Annotated in this window: 12 protein-coding genes; 10 read left to right on the top strand and 2 right to left on the bottom strand. The window is 35.5% G+C overall.

The features are described from left to right. Window positions 1-72: 72 nt before the first annotated feature. Both NCC77_RS15095 and nagB read left to right on the top strand, forming a co-directional pair. Window positions 73-2,166, top strand: a complete 2,094-nt coding sequence (locus NCC77_RS15095; protein WP_250836323.1) for an alpha-L-fucosidase — start codon at window positions 73-75, stop codon at window positions 2,164-2,166. Window positions 2,167-2,304: 138 nt separating this feature from the next. Then, window positions 2,305-4,218, top strand: coding sequence for a glucosamine-6-phosphate deaminase (nagB, locus tag NCC77_RS15090; RefSeq protein ID WP_250836322.1), 1,914 nt, complete (start codon window positions 2,305-2,307; stop codon window positions 4,216-4,218). A gap of 360 nt (window positions 4,219-4,578) precedes the next feature. Here the strand turns inward: nagB and NCC77_RS15085 are convergent, their stop codons facing one another. Both NCC77_RS15085 and NCC77_RS15080 read right to left on the bottom strand, forming a co-directional pair. Continuing rightward, a complete protein-coding gene (locus NCC77_RS15085; RefSeq protein WP_250836321.1) occupies window positions 4,579-5,292 on the bottom strand; it encodes a LytR/AlgR family response regulator transcription factor in 714 nt (237 codons plus the stop codon). Window positions 5,293-5,362: 70 nt separating this feature from the next. Next, on the bottom strand, window positions 5,363-6,421 hold the full coding sequence (locus NCC77_RS15080; RefSeq protein WP_250836320.1) for a sensor histidine kinase: 1,059 nt from the start codon (window positions 6,419-6,421) through the stop codon (window positions 5,363-5,365). Between the two features lie 130 nt (window positions 6,422-6,551). Between NCC77_RS15080 and NCC77_RS15075 the strand changes: the two genes are divergently transcribed. The 8 genes from NCC77_RS15075 to NCC77_RS15040 all read left to right on the top strand — a co-directional run bounded on the left by NCC77_RS15075 (window position 6,552) and on the right by NCC77_RS15040 (window position 20,106). Continuing rightward, on the top strand, window positions 6,552-8,792 hold the full coding sequence (locus tag NCC77_RS15075; protein WP_250836319.1) for a GH92 family glycosyl hydrolase: 2,241 nt from the start codon (window positions 6,552-6,554) through the stop codon (window positions 8,790-8,792). Window positions 8,793-8,814: 22 nt separating this feature from the next. Further along, window positions 8,815-10,692 (top strand): sodium:solute symporter family protein, encoded by a 1,878-nt coding sequence (locus NCC77_RS15070; RefSeq protein ID WP_250836318.1) that lies wholly within the window; start codon window positions 8,815-8,817, stop codon window positions 10,690-10,692. Window positions 10,693-11,189: 497 nt separating this feature from the next. Next, window positions 11,190-12,155: a glycoside hydrolase family 130 protein gene (locus NCC77_RS15065; RefSeq protein WP_250836317.1), complete on the top strand. Its 966-nt coding sequence runs from the start codon at window positions 11,190-11,192 to the stop codon at window positions 12,153-12,155. Between the two features lie 7 nt (window positions 12,156-12,162). Continuing rightward, window positions 12,163-13,236 (top strand): carbohydrate-binding family 9-like protein, encoded by a 1,074-nt coding sequence (locus tag NCC77_RS15060; RefSeq protein ID WP_250836316.1) that lies wholly within the window; start codon window positions 12,163-12,165, stop codon window positions 13,234-13,236. Continuing rightward, a complete protein-coding gene (locus tag NCC77_RS15055; protein WP_250836315.1) occupies window positions 13,211-14,329 on the top strand; it encodes a putative glycoside hydrolase in 1,119 nt (372 codons plus the stop codon). The genes NCC77_RS15060 and NCC77_RS15055 overlap by 26 nt, the downstream gene beginning before the upstream one ends. 90 nt (window positions 14,330-14,419) lie before the next feature. After that, a complete protein-coding gene (locus NCC77_RS15050; RefSeq protein ID WP_250836314.1) occupies window positions 14,420-15,442 on the top strand; it encodes an isoaspartyl peptidase/L-asparaginase family protein in 1,023 nt (340 codons plus the stop codon). A 360-nt stretch (window positions 15,443-15,802) separates the two neighbouring features. After that, window positions 15,803-18,115, top strand: coding sequence for a beta-N-acetylhexosaminidase (locus NCC77_RS15045; protein ID WP_250836313.1), 2,313 nt, complete (start codon window positions 15,803-15,805; stop codon window positions 18,113-18,115). Between the two features lie 137 nt (window positions 18,116-18,252). After that, the gene (locus NCC77_RS15040) at window positions 18,253-20,106 is read left to right on the top strand and encodes a glycoside hydrolase family 35 protein (protein ID WP_250836312.1); all 1,854 of its coding nucleotides are present in this window, start codon (window positions 18,253-18,255) and stop codon (window positions 20,104-20,106) included. Window positions 20,107-20,160 lie beyond the last annotated feature (54 nt).

The following is a 20,160-nucleotide window of genomic DNA, read 5'->3' as shown; positions in this document are numbered from 1 at the left end:
CGAAATTCTATTCGTGAGATTTCAATTTATAGTACATTTATGCTTTATAGACCATTTTAAAGCAGATCAGCAATGAAAAAAATATTCCTTTCCTTATGTCTTTTGGGTGTAATTTCTAATGCTTCAAGTCAGGAATTCGCCAATGCACCAAAGCCTTTTGGACCGCTTCCGACACAGAAACAAATCGATTGGCAGGAAATGGAATTCTATGCTTTTGTGCATTTTTCATTAAACACTTTTACCAATAAAGAATGGGGTTACGGTGACGAGTCGCCAGAACTTTTTAATCCGTCGCAGTTAGATGTTCGTCAATGGGCGCGCGTGGTAAAAGAGGCGGGAATGAAAGGAATAATTCTGGTTGCTAAACATCATGACGGATTCTGTTTATGGCCTTCAGCTTACACAGAACGTTCAGTTAAGAATTCGCCTTGGGAAAATGGAAAAGGAGATTTGGTAAAAGAATTGGCCGAAGCTTGTAAAGAATACGATTTAAAACTCGGATTATACCTTTCGCCTTGGGATAGAAACCATCCGCAATATGGCAAACCTGAATATATAACGTATTTCAGAAATCAGTTAAAAGAATTATTGACGAATTACGGAGATGTTTTTGAAATGTGGTTTGACGGTGCAAACGGTGGTGACGGCTATTATGGCGGTGCGAACGAAACCAGAAAAATCAATTCATTAACTTATTATAATTGGGATGAAACTTATAAGCTAATTTACGATATCGCTCCAAAAACATTAGTTTGGGGAGTTGGTCCATCTGAAGCTCGATGGATTGGAAACGAAGAGGGACGCGCAGGAAAAACCAATTGGTCGTTACTTCGTCAAAAAGATGAATTGGCTGGAAAAGTACATTATAGCGAATTCATGTCTGGACATGAAGACGGTGAAAAATGGGTTCCTGGCGAAGCCGATGTTTCGATCAGGCCAGGATGGTTTTATCATTCTGTTGAAGACGATAAGGTTCGTTCGCTGGACGAAATGGTCGATATTTATTACGAATCGATTGGACGAAATGCTACTTTATTATTAAATCTTCCTGTTGATACTCGCGGTCTGGTTCATGAAAATGACGAAGCGAGATTGAAAGAATTGGTTGCTACAATTAAAGCCGATTTCAAAAAAGAACTATTAGCGGGAAATCAGGTTCAAGCTTCAAACATTCGCGGAAATGATTCTAATTTTGGACCTCAGAATGTAATTGACGGAGATAAAAATACGTATTGGGCAACCGACGATAAAGTAAAACTAGCTACAATCGAATTTACGTTTAAAAAGCCAACTGCAATCAATAGAATTTTACTTCAAGAGTATATTAAACTTGGGCAACGTGTAAAAGAATTTTCTGTTGAGGCAAAAGTGGATGGACAATGGAAAACGATTGCCAACGAAACTACAATTGGTTACAAAAGAATTCTTCGATTAGATCGTGTTACAGCTTCTGCAATAAGAGTTAATATTTTAGATGCTAAAGCAGGATTTGTAATCAGTACAATTCAAGCGTATAATGCTCCGACTTTCGTTAAGGAACCTCAAATTCTTCGTGATAAAAATGGTTTGGTTACGATTAAATCGGAAAGCGGCAATGCTGTTTATTATTCGCTTGACGGAAAAAATCCTTCAGAAAAAAGTACTTTATACAAAGCGCCATTTGTATACAATAAAGCAGTAGAAATTAAAGCTATTTCGAGAAATACAAAAGAGAAAATCAACAGCGCCATAAAAACAGCCAAATATGGTGTTTCTAAAGAAAAATGGAGCGTGATTTCTATTTCAAGCGGAGATGATAAATCGGTTGAAAGAATTATTGATGGAGATGCCAATACCGATTGGGGATTTGGAAATAACGAAAATAAACTGCCTCAAGCAATCATTATCGATATGGGCGAAGCAAGAGAAATAAAAGGCTTTACATACACGCCACAGCAAGTTGGAAATAATTTGAATTTGATTTCGAATTATGAATTCTATACCAGCGAAGATAATATTACTTGGACAAAACAATCAGAAGGAGAATTCTCTAACATCAAACACAATCCAATTGAGCAGCTTAAGAGTTTTACTGCGGTAAAAGCAAGATTTTTACGATTTGTTGCTACAGCTGCTGTAGGAAAAGGGCAAACCGTTTCAATTGCTGAAATTGGGGTAATTGAATAAATGCTTCTTTGCGAAGTTAAAATAACTTAGCACATCTTATTTTGTCTTTTGCCGAAGCGCAGTCGTTATTAGTCGAATTTTTGAGAGGAACGGATAATTTAATTCTACTTTTATTTTAGAAATTAAATGACAAGGCATATGATTAAAGAAGATATAGGTTTTAGAGAAGCAGGGAAATTTGAAGAAACTCGTTTTGAGAAAATTCACAATGTTATTTTCGAATCGTCGCAAGAAGCTTCTTTACTTGTCGCGCAAGAAATTGCCAATTTAATTCAGAGAAAAAACGAGCTAAACGAACCATGTGTTTTAGGTTTGGCTACAGGTTCTTCGCCAATTAAGGTTTATGAAGAATTGGTTAGAATGCACAAAGAGGAAGGTTTAAGTTTTGAAAATGTTGTGACTTTTAACTTAGATGAATATTATCCGATGGATAAAAATGATATTCAGAGTTATTATCATTTTATGCACGAACATTTATTTCATCATGTAAATATTCTTCCTAAAAATATAAATATTCCAGACGGGCAGGTGAGTGCCGAGGAATTACAGCAATATTGCATCGATTATGAGATGAAAATTAAATCGTACGGCGGATTAGATTTTCAGCTTTTAGGAATCGGTAGAACAGGACACATTGGGTTTAATGAACCAGGTTCTCATGTGAATTCGGGAACTAGAAGTATTACTTTGGATCATATCACGAGAGTCGATGCGGCTTCTTCTTTTTTAGGAATTGACAATGTTCCGAGAAAAGCCATAACAATGGGAATTGGAACCGTTAGAAATGCAAAAAGAATTGTTTTGCTTGGCTGGGGAATCAGTAAAGCAGGAATTATAAAAAAGACAATCGAAGGGGAAGTTTCTTCGCAAGTTCCAGCTACGTATTTGCAAGAGCATAACAACACAACATTTGTTCTAGATACAGAAGCTTCGTCTGAACTAACAAGAGTAAAAACACCATGGTTGGTAAAGTCTTGTGTTTGGACAGATGAGTTAAAATTAAAAGCGGTGGCTTGGTTAAGTGAGTTGACGAAGAAACCTTTCCTAAAACTGACGGATAAAGATTATAACGACAACGGAATGTCGAGTCTTTTGACGGAGGAAGGAACTGCATACGATTTGAATATTAAAATGTTCAATAAAATGCAGCAAACCATCACGGGATGGCCGGGCGGAAAACCCAATGCTGATGATACGTACAGACCGGAGCGTTCCACGCCGGAAAAGAAAAGAATTATCATTTTCAGCCCGCATCCAGATGATGATGTGATTTCAATGGGAGGTACATTCGACCGTTTGGTAGAGCAGGGGCACGAGGTTCATGTTGCTTATCAGACTTCTGGAAATATTGCGGTTTCAGATGTTGAAGCTTTAAAGTTTGCAGAAATTTCGAAAGCATTACATCCAGATTCTAGAATGTCTGATAAAATAATCGATTTTCTTCAGACCAGAACTGGAAACGAAATTGACTCGTTAGAAGTTAGAAAATTAAAAGGATTAATAAGAAGAAGCGAATCTTTTGGAGCAACTCGTTACATTGGTTTGCCAGATTCTAACGTAAACTTTTTAGATCTTCCGTTTTACGAAACAGGAACGGTTAAAAAGAATAATCTTTCAGATGCAGATGTTGACATTATGTGTGACATTATTGAAAGAATAAAACCGCATCAAATTTATGCCGCTGGAGATTTAGCAGATCCGCACGGAACTCATAAAGTATGTTTAGACAGTTTGTTTGAAGCTTTGAAAAGACTAAAAAACAAAAGCTTTATGGATGATTGCTGGGTTTGGTTATACCGAGGCGCATGGCATGAATGGGAATCGTACCAAATTGACATGGCAGTACCAATGAGTCCTGACCAAGTTTTAAAGAAACGTCATGCTATTTTTTATCACCAGTCTCAAAAAGACGGCGTTATGTTTCAAGGTGATGACAGTAGAGAGTTTTGGGTTCGAGTTGAAGATAGAAATAGATTGACTGCAGAAAAATATCACAGCTTAGGTTTAGCAGATTATTCGGCTATTGAAGCGTTTAAAAGATATCACTTTTAGTTTTTTGCAGCATAAAGATAATAGACTATTTCATGGTTTATTTTGGTTAGTTACCTATAATTGAGAGAAAATGCGGTCGTGGTTGGCCGCATTTTCGTTTTCTATGCGTTTTGCGTCTTTTACCGACGAGATTTTTTTTACCGCAAAGTTTTTTTTACCGCAAAGAGCGCAAAGTACGCAAAGTTCGCTAAGATTTTTTATTTTTAAGTCTTGATGAAAACGCAAAGCTATGTTCTTAAAAATATAGCCACAGATTATGCAGATTAACACAGATTTAAAAAATCCTTTTAATCCTAATAATCTGTGGCTAAAAAAAACTTTGTGAACTTTGTGAACTTTGCGTGCTTTGCGGTTAAGCCTTTATATAGATGAATTAAGGATTTTCTGTTTTACTTCATCAATATAAGATCTTCCTATAACGTATCGAAGTCCTTCAATTTCAATGCTGTTTCCTTCAACTGCATCAATTTTGTCAATTGCAATCGTATAAGACCGGTGGATTCTGATAAAATCTCTCTCTGGCAATAAACTTGTAAAATCAGATAAAGTGCTGTGAATGATAAACTTTCCAGAAGTTGTACTGATTTTTAAATAGTCCTTTAAGCTTTCTATAACCAGAATTTCGTTCAAGAAAATCTTTTTCATTTTTTTCTTGTCGATTTTCACGAAAATGAAAGGATTCTCTTTGCTATTTTCCTGCGGAAGCTTGGTTGTATTATTGAGACGTTTGTTGATTTTGTTTACTGCTTTCATTAATCTAGGAAACTCAATTGGTTTTACCAGATAATCTAACACATCAAGCTCGTAAGTTTCAATCGCAAACTGATCGTAAGCACTTGTAATAATAAGTAAAGGAGGATTTTCTAAACTTTTAATGAAATTAATACCGTCCAAAACAGGCATGTTAATGTCTAAAAAAATTACATCTATAGTATTGTTTTTCAAGAAATTTAATCCTTCGATAGAATTGCTAAAAGTATTTATCAATTCTAAATCTTCAATCTGTTCAATATAATTTTTAATAACGTTTATTGCCAATGGCTCATCATCGATAATTAAACACTTTATTTTCATTTGTACTGTTATTTTTGGCCGATATGTGGTTTTTTGTAGGTATAGTTTTCTAAACTTATAAAAGTTGGGGTTATGTGACTTTTATAACTAGTTTAACGACAAAAATATTCTTTTTATTTTTAAATGAAAGCTTATAGTCACTTTTATTATATCCTAATTCGAGTCTTTTTTTTACGTTTTCAATACCTATACCACTTGACTTGTTAAAATTATCTTTATGTACGGTAAATTCGGGCATTGGGTTTGAAATGGTGAAATATAAAAAATCTCCTTTTACTTTAAATCTAATGTCAATTAAAACATTTCCAGTGTTTTTGTTCACGCCATGCTTAAAAGCATTTTCGACGAAAGTCAATAGAAGGACTGGAGAAATTTCTTTATCGTGAATATCTCCAGAAATAGACATGTCTACTTCTAGTCGTTCTCCGTTTCTAATTCTTTCCAGATCCAAATAATTCTGAATGCACATAATCTCATTTTCGAGAGTTTGTTTTTTGCCTTTTGTTTCATAAAGCATATAGCGCATCAATTCAGAAAGCTTTAAAACGATTTTTGGCGTTTTGTTTGATTTTTCTACAGAAAGAGAATAAATGTTATTTAAGGTATTAAAGAAAAAATGTGGAGAAATCTGTGACTTCAAAAACAACAATTCGGTTTCTAGCTGCGATTTTTCTAAATCTGTCACACGTCTTTGTTCTTTTAAGAAATCTAAAGTGATTTTAATTGCGGTAACAAAAGTCATCACATACAATTCACCCATCATCATATCTATCGTGTAATTGAGTGTAAGTGTACTGATGGTCTGCGGGCCTTCAGGCCAAACGTCGTGTGTAATCAGTAGGTAAGTCAGATTAAATTTTAAAACAACCATGACAAAAATCGCTGACAATACACTTATAATATATAGGACGTACTTTTTGCGGTAAATAAAGTGAGGCATTAAAACCAAAATATTTAGATAACACAATGCCATGTGAATTGGAAATCCGAGTAAAGTGGTTTTTAATGAATAAACATAATCATTAAAATAGCTTCCCCAGCGGAATGTATTGAATACAAAATACGTTAGCCAAAAGTAAACATGATAACGTATGGGTAAACTATAAGGTTTTTTTGAGTTGAAAATCATAATCGTAGAATAGAATGTCGTTTGTTACTATTTTTTGATGTTTAGAGCTGTTTAAATGTCGTCCGTCTAAAAATATTTTGGTAAAAGTTGAATTTATCTAAATTTAAAGTTAAATTAATATTGTTTTGATATGAGGAAAATTACTCTGCTTTCTCTGACGGTAATTTTAACTGCAAGTTGCAAAATAAATGTAGATAAAAATCAACATAAACAAAGTTTTGCAACAAATTATGTAGATCCTTTTATAGGTACAGGTGGGCACGGACATACATATCCGGGTGCAACAGTTCCGTTTGGGATGCTACAAGTGAGTCCAGATAATGGGGTTTCTAGCTGGGACTGGTGCTCGGGCTATCATTATTCTGACTCGATAGTTTCTGGATTTAGTCATTTACATTTAAGCGGGACAGGAATCGGTGATTTGGCAGACATTTTATTTATGCCGACAAACAAAAAGTTAGACTTAACCGCCAAAGCCGCTTCACGCGATTTCTTACCGTATAAATCAAAATATAATCATGTTAACGAAAAAGCAATACCGGGTTATTACCAAGTTTTTCTTGAAGATCCTAAAATCAATGTAGAATTAACTTCTACGCAAAGAACCGCATACCATAAGTATACCTATAATAATAACGATACGCAATCTGTTGTTGTCGATTTAGGTTTTGCCATTAACTGGGACAAAGCGGTAAAAACTGCCATTACAGTTGAAGACCAAAATACCATTAGCGGTTACCGTTATAGTACGGGTTGGGCAAAAAATCAGAAAGTGTTTTTTGTAGCCAAGTTTTCTAAGCCTATAATAGAATCTATTATTACTGCTGATAAGAAAGTAGTTTCAGGCTCAAATGCTGAAGGTGAAAACACTGCTCTGCAATTATTCTTCGACGGCAAAAACTCAAAAGAATTAGGCGTTAAAGTGGCGCTTTCTTCTGTAAGTATCGCTAATGCGAAAGACAATTTAGACGCTGAAAGTCAGAATTTTGAGAAAGCAAAATCTGATGCGACTCTAGATTGGAATAAAGCTTTAAGTAAAATTACAGTTGAGACTCCAGTTGATTCTTTAAAAACCATTTTCTATACCGCTTTATATCATGCTCAAGTTGCACCGGTAACATATAGCGATAAAAATGGGCAATTTAGAAGAGAAGACGATAAAATTATTACTGCTAAAGATTATACCGCTTATTCTACATTATCGCTTTGGGATACATTTAGAGCAGAAAACCCATTGCTGAACTTGTTAGAACCGACAAAAGTTTCCGATTTAGTTAATTCGATGTTAGCGTATTATGAAACCAAAAAGATACTTCCAGTTTGGACATTATACGCTAATGAAACTAATACGATGACAGGATATCATTCGATTCCAGTTATTGTGGATGCTTATATGAAAGGTATTAAAGGTTTTGATGCAGAAAAAGCTTTTGAAGCGATGAAAGCTACAATGATGCAGGACGAACGCGGCTTGGATTTCTACAAAAAATACGGTTACATTCCTTATAATTTATTAGACGAATCGGTTACCATTACTTTAGAATATGCTTATGATGATTGGTGTGTGGCTCAAATGGCGAAAGCCTTAGGAAAAACAGCTGATTATGATTTTTTCTCAAAACGCTCAAAAGCATACGAATATTTATTTGATGCCAAATCTGGTTTCATGAGAGGAAAATCGGAAGATGGAAAATCTTGGAACGAACCTTTCGATCCAAAACATTCCAATCACAGAGAACATACCGATTATACCGAAGGAAATGCTTGGCAACACAGCTGGTTTGTACCTCATAATGTAGATGATTTTATTAAGCTTCATGGAGGAAACGATATTTTTACAAAACGTTTAGAACAATTATTTACAGAGAGTTCTGAGATTACAGGAAATAATGTTTCTGCAGATATTTCTGGTTTGATCGGACAATATGCACATGGTAATGAGCCAAGTCACCATATTGCTTACATGTTTAATCATGCAGGTCAGCCTTGGAGAACGCAATATTGGGTGCGTCATATTTTGGATACACAATATAATACGACTGCAAATGGTCTAAGCGGGAACGAAGACTGCGGACAAATGTCGGCTTGGTATGTATTCAGCTCAATGGGGTTGTACCCAATGAATCCAGCTTCTGGTGAATACGAAATTGGAAGTCCGATTTTTGAGAAATCGACTTTAAATCTTCCAAATGGAAAAACTTTTGTAATTGAAGCAGAGAATGTTTCAAACAAAAACTTCTATATCCAATCGGTTACTTTGAACGGAAAAGCATTTAATAAAACAGCCATTTCTCACCAAGAAATGCAAAAAGGCGGTGTACTTCATTTTGTAATGGGAGCGCAGCCAAACAAAAACTGGGGTCTGAACTAACTAATTCAAAATAAATAATTTAATGAACATAATAGACGTATCAATCATTTTAATCTATATCGTACTCTCGGTCGGTATCGGAATCTGGATTTCAAGAAAAGCATCAAAAGGACTTGACGATTATTTCCTTGGTGGGAAATCAATCAAATGGTATTTTTTAGGATTGAGCAATGGCTCGGGAATGTTTGATGTTTCGGGAACTTCCTGGATGATTGGAGTTTTATTTTTATATGGTGTAAAAAGCTTCATGTTTATGTGGCTTTGGCCAATTTGGAATCAGATTTTTGTGATGATGTTCCTTGCGGTCTGGATTAGAAGATCGAAAGTAATGACGGGTTCTGAATGGATTTTAACTCGTTTTGGAAGCGACAAAGCAGGAAAAGCATCACATATTATTGTAGCGATTTTTGCTATTATTTCGACAATTGGTTTCATCGCGTATTTCTTCGTTGGAATTGGAAAATTTGTAACGATCATTCTTCCTTGGGATTTAACAGTTCATATGAATGGTTCTGTTTTCTTAACATCAGAACAAGCTTATGCATTGTTAATTATTTTCTTAACTACCATTTATACGGTTAAAGGGGGAATGTTTTCTGTTGTGGCGACAGAGGTTGTACAATATATTATTATGATTGTTGCGGGAGTTTTAATCGCGGGTTATGCATTCATTAATTATACAGATATTCAAATTAATTCGGTAATTACGCCAGAGTGGAAAAATGTTTTCTTTGGATGGGAATTTGAAACACAATGGAGCGATAAATTCGAAACGTTCAACAGATTAATTGATACGGAAGGTTATAAAATGTTTGGAGCTTTCATCGGAATGACGCTTTTCAAAGGGTTCTTCGCGAGTGTTGCAGGACCAACTCCAAGCTACGATTTACAGCGTGTTCTTTCGACAAAATCGGTAAAAGAAGCAGCTTACATGAGTGGTTTTACCAACTTAATTTTATTCATTCCGAGATATTTATTGATCACAGGAATTGTGGTTATTGCTTTAGTGAATTTAGCGCCAGAATTAAATGCAAACGTTAATCTTACTGGAGCAGATTTAGAATTATTAATGCCTAAAGTGGTCAATCTTTATATTCCAGTTGGTATTAAAGGGATTCTTCTAGCAGGATTATTAGCCGCTTTCATGTCTGGATTCTCCGCTTTTGTAAATGCAGGGCCAGCATATATTGTAAATGATATTTATAAAAAATACTTTAAACCAGTTGCTTCAAATCAGCACTATATTAAAGTAAGTCAGATTTCTTCTTTCTTAGTTGTTGGTCTTGGAGTTTTCATGGGATTCTTCGCAGATTCGATCAACTCGTTAACACTTTGGATTACAAGTGCTCTTTACGGAGGTTACGTTGCAGCGAACTTCTTAAAATGGATTTGGTGGCGTTTTAACGGATGGGGTTATTTCTGGGGAATGGTCGGCGGATTAATTGCAGCTTCTCTTCAATTCGTTTTAGATCAAAACAAAGGAAATCTAGCAGCAGGAACATTTTTGCATGATCTTTCGCAAGTGCCATCGATTTACTTATTCCCATTAATTTTTGGAATGTCAATTTTAGGTTGTCTTTTGGGAACTTATTTAAGTAAACCAACTGATATCGAAGTTTTAAAATCTTTCTATTCAAACGTAAGACCTTGGGGATTCTGGGGGCCAGTTTACAAACAATTAAAAGCGGAAGATCAATCTTTCCAAAAAAATAATGATTTCTATCTAGATATGATGAATTGTGTAATTGGTATTGTATGGCAGTCAAGCATGATCCTGCTTCCGATTTATTTCATTATTAGAGATTATCCAAAAGCTGGAGTTGCATTGGTGGTTTTCTTAGTGACGACTACGGTGTTGAAGTTTACTTGGTTGGATAGAGTTAGGAAGATTGAAGAGTAGAGAGAACAAAGAAGCGAGAGGCAAGATTTTCTTGTTGTAAATATTTAAACACATAGAAACATAGATTTTCTAGGCTTTGAAAAAGTTAAGAGAAAGAAACTAGTTTCTCACACATAGATTTAAACATAGCCCGTAGTTTCAACTACGGGAACGCAAAGATTGGTCGTGCTGCTACGTACAATAACTTTGACAAAGTTTTTTAACCATGCAGTTTGTCATTTCGAGGAACGAGACCCGAGCGATAGCGAATAGGCGAAGCAAATCACACACGAAACTCGACAAAGATTAGCGGCATTGATTGTCGAAATAGATTGCGGAGCTTCTAGTGTGATCCTTCCTTCGTCAGGATGACAAGATTGAGTGGAGAATACGAAATAAACATCTAGCTATGTGATTTATTCAAAGTGAAAAGCCTTTGAACGTTCCAAAAAACTATGTCTCTATGTGTTTAAAAGAGAATAAAAGAATAAAAAACTAATAAATAAAAAAAACAAAAAATGAGTACTATTCCTTGGCAAGACAGACCCGAAAACAGTAAAGATGTAATGTGGAGATATTCTGAGAATCCAATTATCGACAGATATTCGATTCCTTCATCAAACAGTATATTCAATAGTGCAGTTGTACCTTTTGGAGACGGATATGCTGGGGTTTTCAGATGTGATAATAAAGCAGTTCAGATGAATATTTTTGCTGGTTTCAGTAAAGATGGTATCAATTGGGACATCAACCACGAACCAATTGAGATGAAATCTGGAAATACAGAAATGATCGAATCGGCCTATAAATATGATCCTCGTGTGGTTTGGATCGAAGATCGTTACTGGATTACTTGGTGTAACGGTTACAACGGACCAACAATTGGTATTGGTTATACTTTCGATTTTAAAGAATTTTTCCAATGCGAAAATGCCTTTTTACCATTCAACAGAAACGGAGTCTTATTCCCACAAAAAATCAACGGAAAATACGCGATGTTAAGCCGTCCAAGTGATAACGGCCACACGCCATTTGGAGATATCTGGATTAGCTACAGCCCAGATATGAAATATTGGGGAGAACATAGATTGGTTATGAAACCAAGTCCGTTCGAAAAAAGTGCTTGGCAATGTACAAAAGTGGGAGCAGGGCCAATCCCAATTTTAACTGAAGAAGGTTGGTTAATGATTTACCACGGAGTTATTAATACTTGCAACGGTTTCCGTTATGCAATGGGTTCAGCACTTTTAGATGTTGATTCGCCAGACCAAGTAAAATACAGAACACAACCTTATTTATTAGGGCCAGCAGAAACTTATGAAATGGTTGGAGATGTGCCAAACGTAGTATTCCCTTGCGCTGCTTTACATGATGTAGAAGAAGATAAATTAGCAGTTTATTACGGTGCGGCTGATACTCACGTAGCAATCGCTTTCGGAAAATTAAGTGAAGTAATTCAGTTTACAAAAGATAATAGTTTATAATATAAAGATGCATAGTAGAAGTAAATTATTGTCCCTTGCCGTTTTTTTTGTTGGATTGATGGGTTATTCGCAATCTGAAAAAGAGGTTACACCCAAAAGTTATATTGCGTATAAGACTTCAAAAGAAATTGTTATTGACGGAGACGGGGCAGATAAAGACTGGGAAAAAGCAGCTTGGACAACACCTTTTGTCGACATAGAAGGCGTTGAAAAACCAAAATACAATACTCAGGTCAAAATGCTTTGGGACGATAATTACTACTATATCCTGGCAAAAATAGAAGAGCCTCACGTTTGGGCAAATCTAAGACAACGCGATACGATTATTTTTTATAATAATGATTTTGAGGTTTTTATTGATCCAGATAATGATACTCATAATTATTATGAATTAGAAATAAATGCGTTAAACACCGCTTGGGATTTATTTATTAATAAACCTTACAGAGAAAAAAATACGGTTTTAAACGATTGGAATATTACAGGTTTAAAATCGGCTGTAAAGATTGACGGAACTTTAAATAATGCTTCAGATATTGATAAAGGCTGGACATTAGAAATAGCTATTCCGTGGTCAGTTTATAAAACATCTTATTTCGACGATATTGTTCCGAAAGATAAATTTTGGAAAGTCAATTTCTCTAGAGTGAATTGGCAGCATTCAGTTATCGACGGAAAATACGAACGTAAAAAAGATTCAGAAGGGAAGTTTCTCCCAGAATACAATTGGGTTTGGTCGCCTATGGGAGTGATAAATATGCATGAGCCCGAAAAATGGGCTTATGTATACTTCTCTTCAAAAGAAATAGGAGGACAGGATACTTTTACAATTCCGCAGGAAGAAAAAGTAAAATGGGAACTGTATACGTTGTATCGCGCTCAAAAAAGATATTTCGAAAAGAATAAATCTTGGGCGAAATCACTGCAAAGTATCAGTAAAAAAAATATAGTGGTTGACGGAAAGACTTTAAAGCCAATTTTAGAAAATCATTCATCAGGATTTAATATCTTGGTAAAAAGTCCTTTTTCAAACAAAACCTTAATAATTAAAGAAGATGGTAAAATTATTACGAACGAGTAAGTTGCAAAAACTATCAAAAGTTTTAGTATTAGCGCTATCGCTGAGTCTATTCTCTTGCGGACAAAAAGAAACCAAAGATCAGGAAAATGGTAAATTCACTTTTGGAGTTTGGACCACTGCTGACGCTAAAAAATCGGATGCAGATTATTCTAAAGAATTCAAAAAATACAAAGACGGCGGAATCGATGAAGTTTTAATTAACACGCAAACCGATCCGAAACTATTAGCAAGACTAGTTCCGCTTGCAACAAAAGAAGGACTAAAAGTTCACGCTTGGATTATGGCGATGAATCGCCCAAATGATTCGATTGCTTTACAGCATCCAGACTGGTATCAAGTAAGCAAAGAAGGAAAATCTTGCTTTGATAATCGTCCGTATGTAGATTATTACCAATGGCTTTGCCCAACTAAAGAAGAATCTAGAAACCACGTTTTAGGATTGGTTGAAGGTTTGGCAAAAGTTGAAGGAATCGAAAGTGTACACTTAGATTACATTCGTTTCCCAGATATTTTCTTGCCAATCAGTTTATTGCCAAAATACAACTTGGTTCAGGATGTAGAATTACCACAATTTGATTTCTGTTATTGTGATGCCTGCGTAAGCAAATTCGAAAAAGAACATCATAAAAACCCCAAAAAGAGCCACAATACTTCTATTGATATGGAGTGGAAAAACTTCAGATTAAATGCTGTAAAAGCGGTGGTTGACGATGCCTATAAAATCGCTCACAAATACAATAAAAAATTAACGGCAGCCGTATTTCCTTATCCAGAAATGGCAGATCATATGGTACGCCAGCGTTGGGATAAATGGAATATTGATGAAGTATATCCAATGATTTATCATAGTTTTTATGATGAAGAAATTGACTGGGTAGGTTATGCAACCAAACAAGGTGTAGCCGATTTAGAAGGAAAGCCAACGAAAGTAAATACAGGAATTTATATTCCAGGTTTAAAATCGGATGCAGAATTGAAAGAAGCAATTTTAGAAGCTAAGAAAAATGGCGCAACCGGAGTTTCATTTTTTGACGGAAATGCTTTATCAGAGAGTAATTTAAAAACAATTAACTCGGTAAAAGCATCGTTGTAGTCGATTTTACTGGGATTAAAAATTATTACTGATTAATTTAGCAACATCAAGAACACGTAGTTTCTAAAAGTTGAATTAAAACCAAAAGACATGTCAAATAGAAGAGATTTTATTAAGAAAACCACTTTAGGCACCTTAGCCATTAGTTCTGTTTTGGGCGTAAGCGGATTTGCTGCAAATCACGAAAATGAACCAGAAGCTGAATCAAAAGAAAAAAAACAGACTAAACCGATCATCATCTCGACATGGAATCATGGTTTGCCTGCAAATAAAGAATCTTGGAAGAATTTAAAAGAAGGAAAATCGGCTTTAGATGCCATCGAAGCTGGAATGAAAATACCTGAAGCAGATCCGAATGTCCGCAGTGTGGGTTACGGAGGATATCCGGATCGCGAAGGGAAAGTGACTCTTGATGCGTGTATCATGGATCATAACAGTAATTGCGGATCTGTTTGTTTCCTTCAAGGAATTAAACATCCCATTTCTGTGGCAAAAAGAGTGTTGCAAAACACACCTCACGTTATGTTAGCAGGGCAAGGAGCATTGCAATTTGCTTTGTCTGAAGGTTTTAAAGAAGAAAATTTATTAACTCCAGAATCTGAAAAAGACTGGAAAAAATGGTTGGAAGATTCAAAATACAAGCCAGTTATTAATATAGAAAATCACGATACCATAAGTATGCTAATGTTAGACCAAGATGGCAATCTTTCTGGCGGATGTACCACAAGTGGTGCTGCTTGGAAGATGCACGGACGCGTCGGTGACTCCCCAATAATCGGCGCGGGTCTTTTCTTGGACAACGAAGTGGGAGCCGCAGCGGCAACTGGTTTGGGAGAAGCGGTAATTAGAACTGCCGGAAGCGCTATGGTTGTCGAATTAATGCGTCAGGGAAAATCTCCTTACGATGCTTGTAAAGAAATTACAGAACGTATTTACAACAAACATAAAAACCACAAAGACATGGAATACCTGCAAGTTGGTTTTATTGCTTTGAATAAAAACGGAGAATACGCAGGTTACAGCTTAAGATCAGGATTTAATTACGCCGTTTCTGATGACGCAAAAGGTCACAGAATGGAAGACGCGAAATTTAAAATGTCTTGGGATAAATAAAACTGGGCGTAAATGTTTTTAAACACATATAAACATAGAATTGTATTGTGTTTAGAGGCGTTTCACTCTTAATAAATAACATAACGAATTGAGAACTTTGTCAAAGTTTCAAACTTTGACAAAGTTTTACGCAACAGTTTGTCATTCCGAGGAACGAGGAATCACACTCGGGATTCGACACAGATTGAAATATGCGCAATATTTGTCATTCCGAGGAACGAGGAATCTCCGCAAGAAACTCTACAAAGATTGGCGAGTTGCGTTCAGGAGCTTTCAGTCGAAATGACAAACAAAAACTAAAAAACTATACCTCTAAAAGCAGCTTTATAAGTAACTTTTAAAGAAACCAAAAAACAAAGAATGAAAAAATTACTATTCCTATTAACCCTAATCACTTCAATTTTCTCGGCTCGTGCGCAGAAAGTTTATACTGAAAATGATATTCATATCATTCCAAAACCGAGTCAGACTTTTATTAAAACAGGAGTTTTTGAATTTACAAAAGAGACAAAGTTTGTGGTTAACGGAGATTTCCAGAAAGACGCTACAAATGCTTTGGCATCAAAATTTGAGACCGCTGCAGGATGGAGACCAGAAGTTACGACAAAAGCTCCTGCGAGTAATTATGTTTTGCTGAAAACAGATCCGAACTTAAAAAATGAGGCTTATGTTTTGGATGTAAATCCAACTAATATTGTTATTTCTGCTAAAGGAAATAATGGATTCTTATATGCTTTAGAAAGTGTTAGACAATTGCTTCCTGAAGCCATCGAAAGTAAATTTGCGATTAGTTCTGCAAAATGGCAGATTCCAAGCTTGACCATTAATGATGAGCCTCGTTTTAAATGGAGAGGTTTAATGCTGGATTTATCACGTCATTTCTTCGATAAAAATTATGTTTTAGCCACAATCGATCGTTTGGCAGCCCATAAAATGAATGTTCTGCACATGCACTTAGTTGATGATCAGGGGTGGAGAATTGAAATTAAAAAATATCCAAAACTAACAGAGGTTGGTGCTTGGAGAGTAGATCAAGAAAATGTTTCTTGGAATGCCAGATTAACGACAAATCCTGATGAAAAAGGAACTTACGGCGGATTTTTTACGCAAGACGAATTAAAGGAAATCGTAAAATATGCAGCGACAAAAGGAATTGAAGTGATTCCAGAAATCGAAATGCCGGCTCACGTAAGCAGTGCCATTGCAGCTTATCCAGAGTTGGCTTGTTTTAATCAGAGAATTGGAGTTCCTTCAGGCGGAGTTTGGCCTTTGACCGATATTTATTGTGCTGGAAAAGAAACTACGTTCGAATTTTTGCAAAATGTAATTGATGAAGTAATTACTATTTTCCCTTCAAAATACATTCATATTGGTGGTGATGAAGCAACTAAAACCAATTGGGCAAAATGTCCGCACTGCCAAAAAAGAATCAAAGACGAGCGTTTGAAAAGTGTTGACGAATTACAGAGCTACTTTGTAAAACGCATGGAAAAATATATCAATTCAAAAGGTAAAAAAGTTATCGGTTGGGATGAAATTTTAGAAGGCGGTTTAGCTCCAGATGCGACAGTAATGAGCTGGAGAGGAACAAAAGGCGGAATTGAAGCAGCAGATCAAGGTCATGACGTAATTATGACACCAGAAACACCTTGTTATTTCAACTTTTACCAAGGTCCTCAAAACGAAGAACCTTTAGCTTTTGATGCTTATAATCCGTTAAGTGAAGTGTACAAATTTGATCCTGTAGTTTCAACTATGACGCCACAGGAAGCAGCACACGTTTTAGGCGGACAAGCTAATTTATGGGCAGAACATATCGCGGGACCAAAAGATTCTGAATATATGATTTTTCCAAGATTAGCGGCTTTGTCTGAAACCTTATGGAGTCCGAAAGAGAAACGTAACTGGAATGATTTTACATCAAGATTGTTTTCAATGTTCAAACGTTACGATTATCAAGGATTGAACTATGCGAAAAGCGCGTATTTGGTAACCGCTTCTTCAACAGCAGATTTGGCCAATAAACAAATCAAAGTGGAATTGAAAAATGAGTTCCCAAATCCAGATATACGCTATGTTTTAGGAAACCAAAGCATTGATCATCATGCTATAAAATATACAACTCCAATTGAAATTGCAGCAACTACTGTTTTAAAAGCTTCTTTATTTCAAGACGAAAAACCAGTTGGAAAAACATTTACGGACACAATTGTTTTCCATAAAGGATTTGCAAAAAAAGTGAAATACTTAACGCCTTTCAACCAGAGTTATAAAGGAGATGCTAATACAATGATAAATGCCATTCGCGGAAGCAAAAATTTCCATGACGGACAATGGCAAGCTTGGCTGGTTAATGATATGGAATTGGTAATCGATTTGGAGAAAGTAGAAAGTATAGAACAAGTTACAGTTGGAGCTTTAGAAAGTCAAGGTGCTGGAGTTAATTTCCCAATTCAAGTAAAAGTGTTGATTTCTACAGACGGAATTAAATATACGCAAGTAGGTAAAATAATGCGTCCGTATGCTGTAAATCCAGTTCCGGAATTGAAAGATTTTAAAATTAATTTCCAGAAACAAAATGCACGTTTTGTAAAAGTAATTGGAGGTAATTTAAAGAAAAGTCCAAAAGGAGAAAGCTCTTGGTTGTTTGTGGATGAAATTTTGGTGAATTAATTTTTTAGCTATTGCCTCAATAGTTTTATAAAGTAGAATTATTAAAGAGTAACTCTCTGTAGTATTTGATTATCTAAGTCGTTTACTACTTTAAGATTGCAATTTTTTAAGTTTATAAATGTATAATCTGAAAAAGAATGAATAAGATATTATTTAAGCTCGGAGTATTATTGATTTGCTTGATGCCGTTTTTTACTGTGGCACAAAGCAAAGGATTTTCTATATCTAATGGAGAATTTAAACAAGATGGGAAAATTATTAAAATACATTCGGGAGAAATGCACTACGAGCGTATTCCTAAAGAATATTGGAAACATAGGTTGCAAATGATTAAAGCTATGGGATTGAATACCGTGGCAACCTATGTGTTTTGGAATTATCACGAAGTAGAGCCAGGTGTATGGGATTTTAAAACAGGAAATAAAAATTTAGCAGAGTTTGTACGTCTTGCTAAAAGTGAAGGATTGTATGTAATTCTTAGACCAGGCCCGTATGCCTGTGGTGAATGGGAATTTGGAGGATACCCTTGGTGGTTGCAAAATAATCCAGATTTAGTAATTCGTACCAATAATAAAGCATTTTTAGAAGCTTGCAAAACCTATCTTGAACATTTGTATGCAGAGGTAAAAGGACTTTTTGCTAATCAAGGAGGACCAATTATTATGGTTCAGGCTGAAAATGAATTTGGTTCTTATGTTTCTCAAAGAACCGATATTAGTGCTGAGGATCATAAAGCATATAAAACTGCAATTTACAATATGCTTAAAGAAACTGGGTTTCCAGAGCCTTTTTTTACTTCTGACGGTACTTGGTTGTTTGAAGGCGGTGCTGTTGAAGGCGTGCTGCCAACTGCAAATGGAGAATCAAATATAGAAAATTTAAAAAAACAGGTTGATAAATACCATAAAGGGCAGGGACCTTACATGGTCGCAGAGTTTTATTCTGGCTGGTTGGATCATTGGGCGGAACCATTTATTAAAATAGGATCTGAGGAGATTGCCAGTCAAACTAAAAAGTACCTTGATGCAGGCGTTTCTTTTAATTATTATATGGTGCATGGCGGTACTAATTTTGGATTTACCTCTGGAGCAAATTATAATGAAGAAAGTGATATTCAGCCTGACATTACAAGCTATGATTATGATGCGCCTATTAGCGAAGCAGGTTGGGCAACACCAAAATTCATGGCTATACGTGAAATCATGCAAAAGTATTCTAAAGCAAAATTAGCACCGATTCCAGAGAAAATACCAGTTACAAAATATCCTAATCAGCTGATCAAATCGAGTATGGATGTTTTAAGTTGGATCAAAAAAGAAAAAGCGGTTGTAAATGATCAGCCCTTAACATTTGAAAAATTAGGTCAGGGAAATGGATATGTTTTATATCGTAAAAGATTTACGCAACCCATTTCTTCTGGCAAATTAAAGATTGAAGGATTGAGAGACTTTGCTACAGTTTATGTGAATGGAGTTAAGGTTGGTGAATTGAATAGAGTTTTCAAAAATTACGAGTTGACCCTTTCTATTCCTTTTAACGGTATTTTAGAAATTCTGGTTGAAAATATGGGACGTATTAATTACGGAGCCGAAATAGTGCATAATACGAAAGGAATTATTTCTCCAGTATTTATTAATGAATATGAAATTAGCGGCGGATGGGAAATGTATAAAATGCCGATGAATGAAGTGCCAGCTATTAAAAATGAAACGATAAAACCTGGACGCCCAGTTTTATATGAAGCTACAGTTAACATAGATAAACCAGCCGATACTTTTCTTGATATGACAAATTGGGGAAAAGGAATTGTATTTGTTAACGGCCACAATCTGGGGCGCTACTGGAAAGTAGGACCGCAACAAACGCTTTATGTACCAGGCTGTTGGTTGAAAGCAGGTGAGAATAAGATTGTTGTATTGGAGCAGCTTAATGAAAACACCCCAAAAGAATTAACTTTTACAGATCAACCGATACTTGATAAATTAAATTAAGATTACCTATTAAACCAGAAAAACAAAGAATAATAAATTATAAATTAGATTAAA

Origin of the sequence: Flavobacterium tyrosinilyticum (genome assembly GCF_023656565.1) — a bacterium.
GTDB lineage: Bacteria > Bacteroidota > Bacteroidia > Flavobacteriales > Flavobacteriaceae > Flavobacterium > Flavobacterium tyrosinilyticum.
The sequence above is the reverse complement of the archived record's forward strand: the minus strand, read 5'-3'. Positions and strand labels throughout refer to the sequence as shown.

Bases quoted from the DNA above. Each gene is read 5' to 3' on its own strand.
- NCC77_RS15065 (WP_250836317.1), top strand. From the start codon at position 11,190: ATGAGTACTATTCCTTGGCAAGACAGACCCGAAAACAGTAAAGATGTA.
- NCC77_RS15040 (WP_250836312.1), top strand. From the start codon at position 18,253: ATGAATAAGATATTATTTAAGCTCGGAGTATTATTGATTTGCTTGATG.
- NCC77_RS15060 (WP_250836316.1), top strand. From the start codon at position 12,163: ATGCATAGTAGAAGTAAATTATTGTCCCTTGCCGTTTTTTTTGTTGGA.
- NCC77_RS15085 (WP_250836321.1), bottom strand. From the start codon at position 5,292: ATGAAAATAAAGTGTTTAATTATCGATGATGAGCCATTGGCAATAAAC.
- nagB (WP_250836322.1), top strand. From the start codon at position 2,305: ATGATTAAAGAAGATATAGGTTTTAGAGAAGCAGGGAAATTTGAAGAA.
- NCC77_RS15070 (WP_250836318.1), top strand. From the start codon at position 8,815: ATGAACATAATAGACGTATCAATCATTTTAATCTATATCGTACTCTCG.
- NCC77_RS15075 (WP_250836319.1), top strand. From the start codon at position 6,552: ATGAGGAAAATTACTCTGCTTTCTCTGACGGTAATTTTAACTGCAAGT.
- NCC77_RS15095 (WP_250836323.1), top strand. From the start codon at position 73: ATGAAAAAAATATTCCTTTCCTTATGTCTTTTGGGTGTAATTTCTAAT.
- NCC77_RS15045 (WP_250836313.1), top strand. From the start codon at position 15,803: ATGAAAAAATTACTATTCCTATTAACCCTAATCACTTCAATTTTCTCG.
- NCC77_RS15050 (WP_250836314.1), top strand. From the start codon at position 14,420: ATGTCAAATAGAAGAGATTTTATTAAGAAAACCACTTTAGGCACCTTA.
- NCC77_RS15055 (WP_250836315.1), top strand. From the start codon at position 13,211: ATGGTAAAATTATTACGAACGAGTAAGTTGCAAAAACTATCAAAAGTT.
- NCC77_RS15080 (WP_250836320.1), bottom strand. From the start codon at position 6,421: ATGATTTTCAACTCAAAAAAACCTTATAGTTTACCCATACGTTATCAT.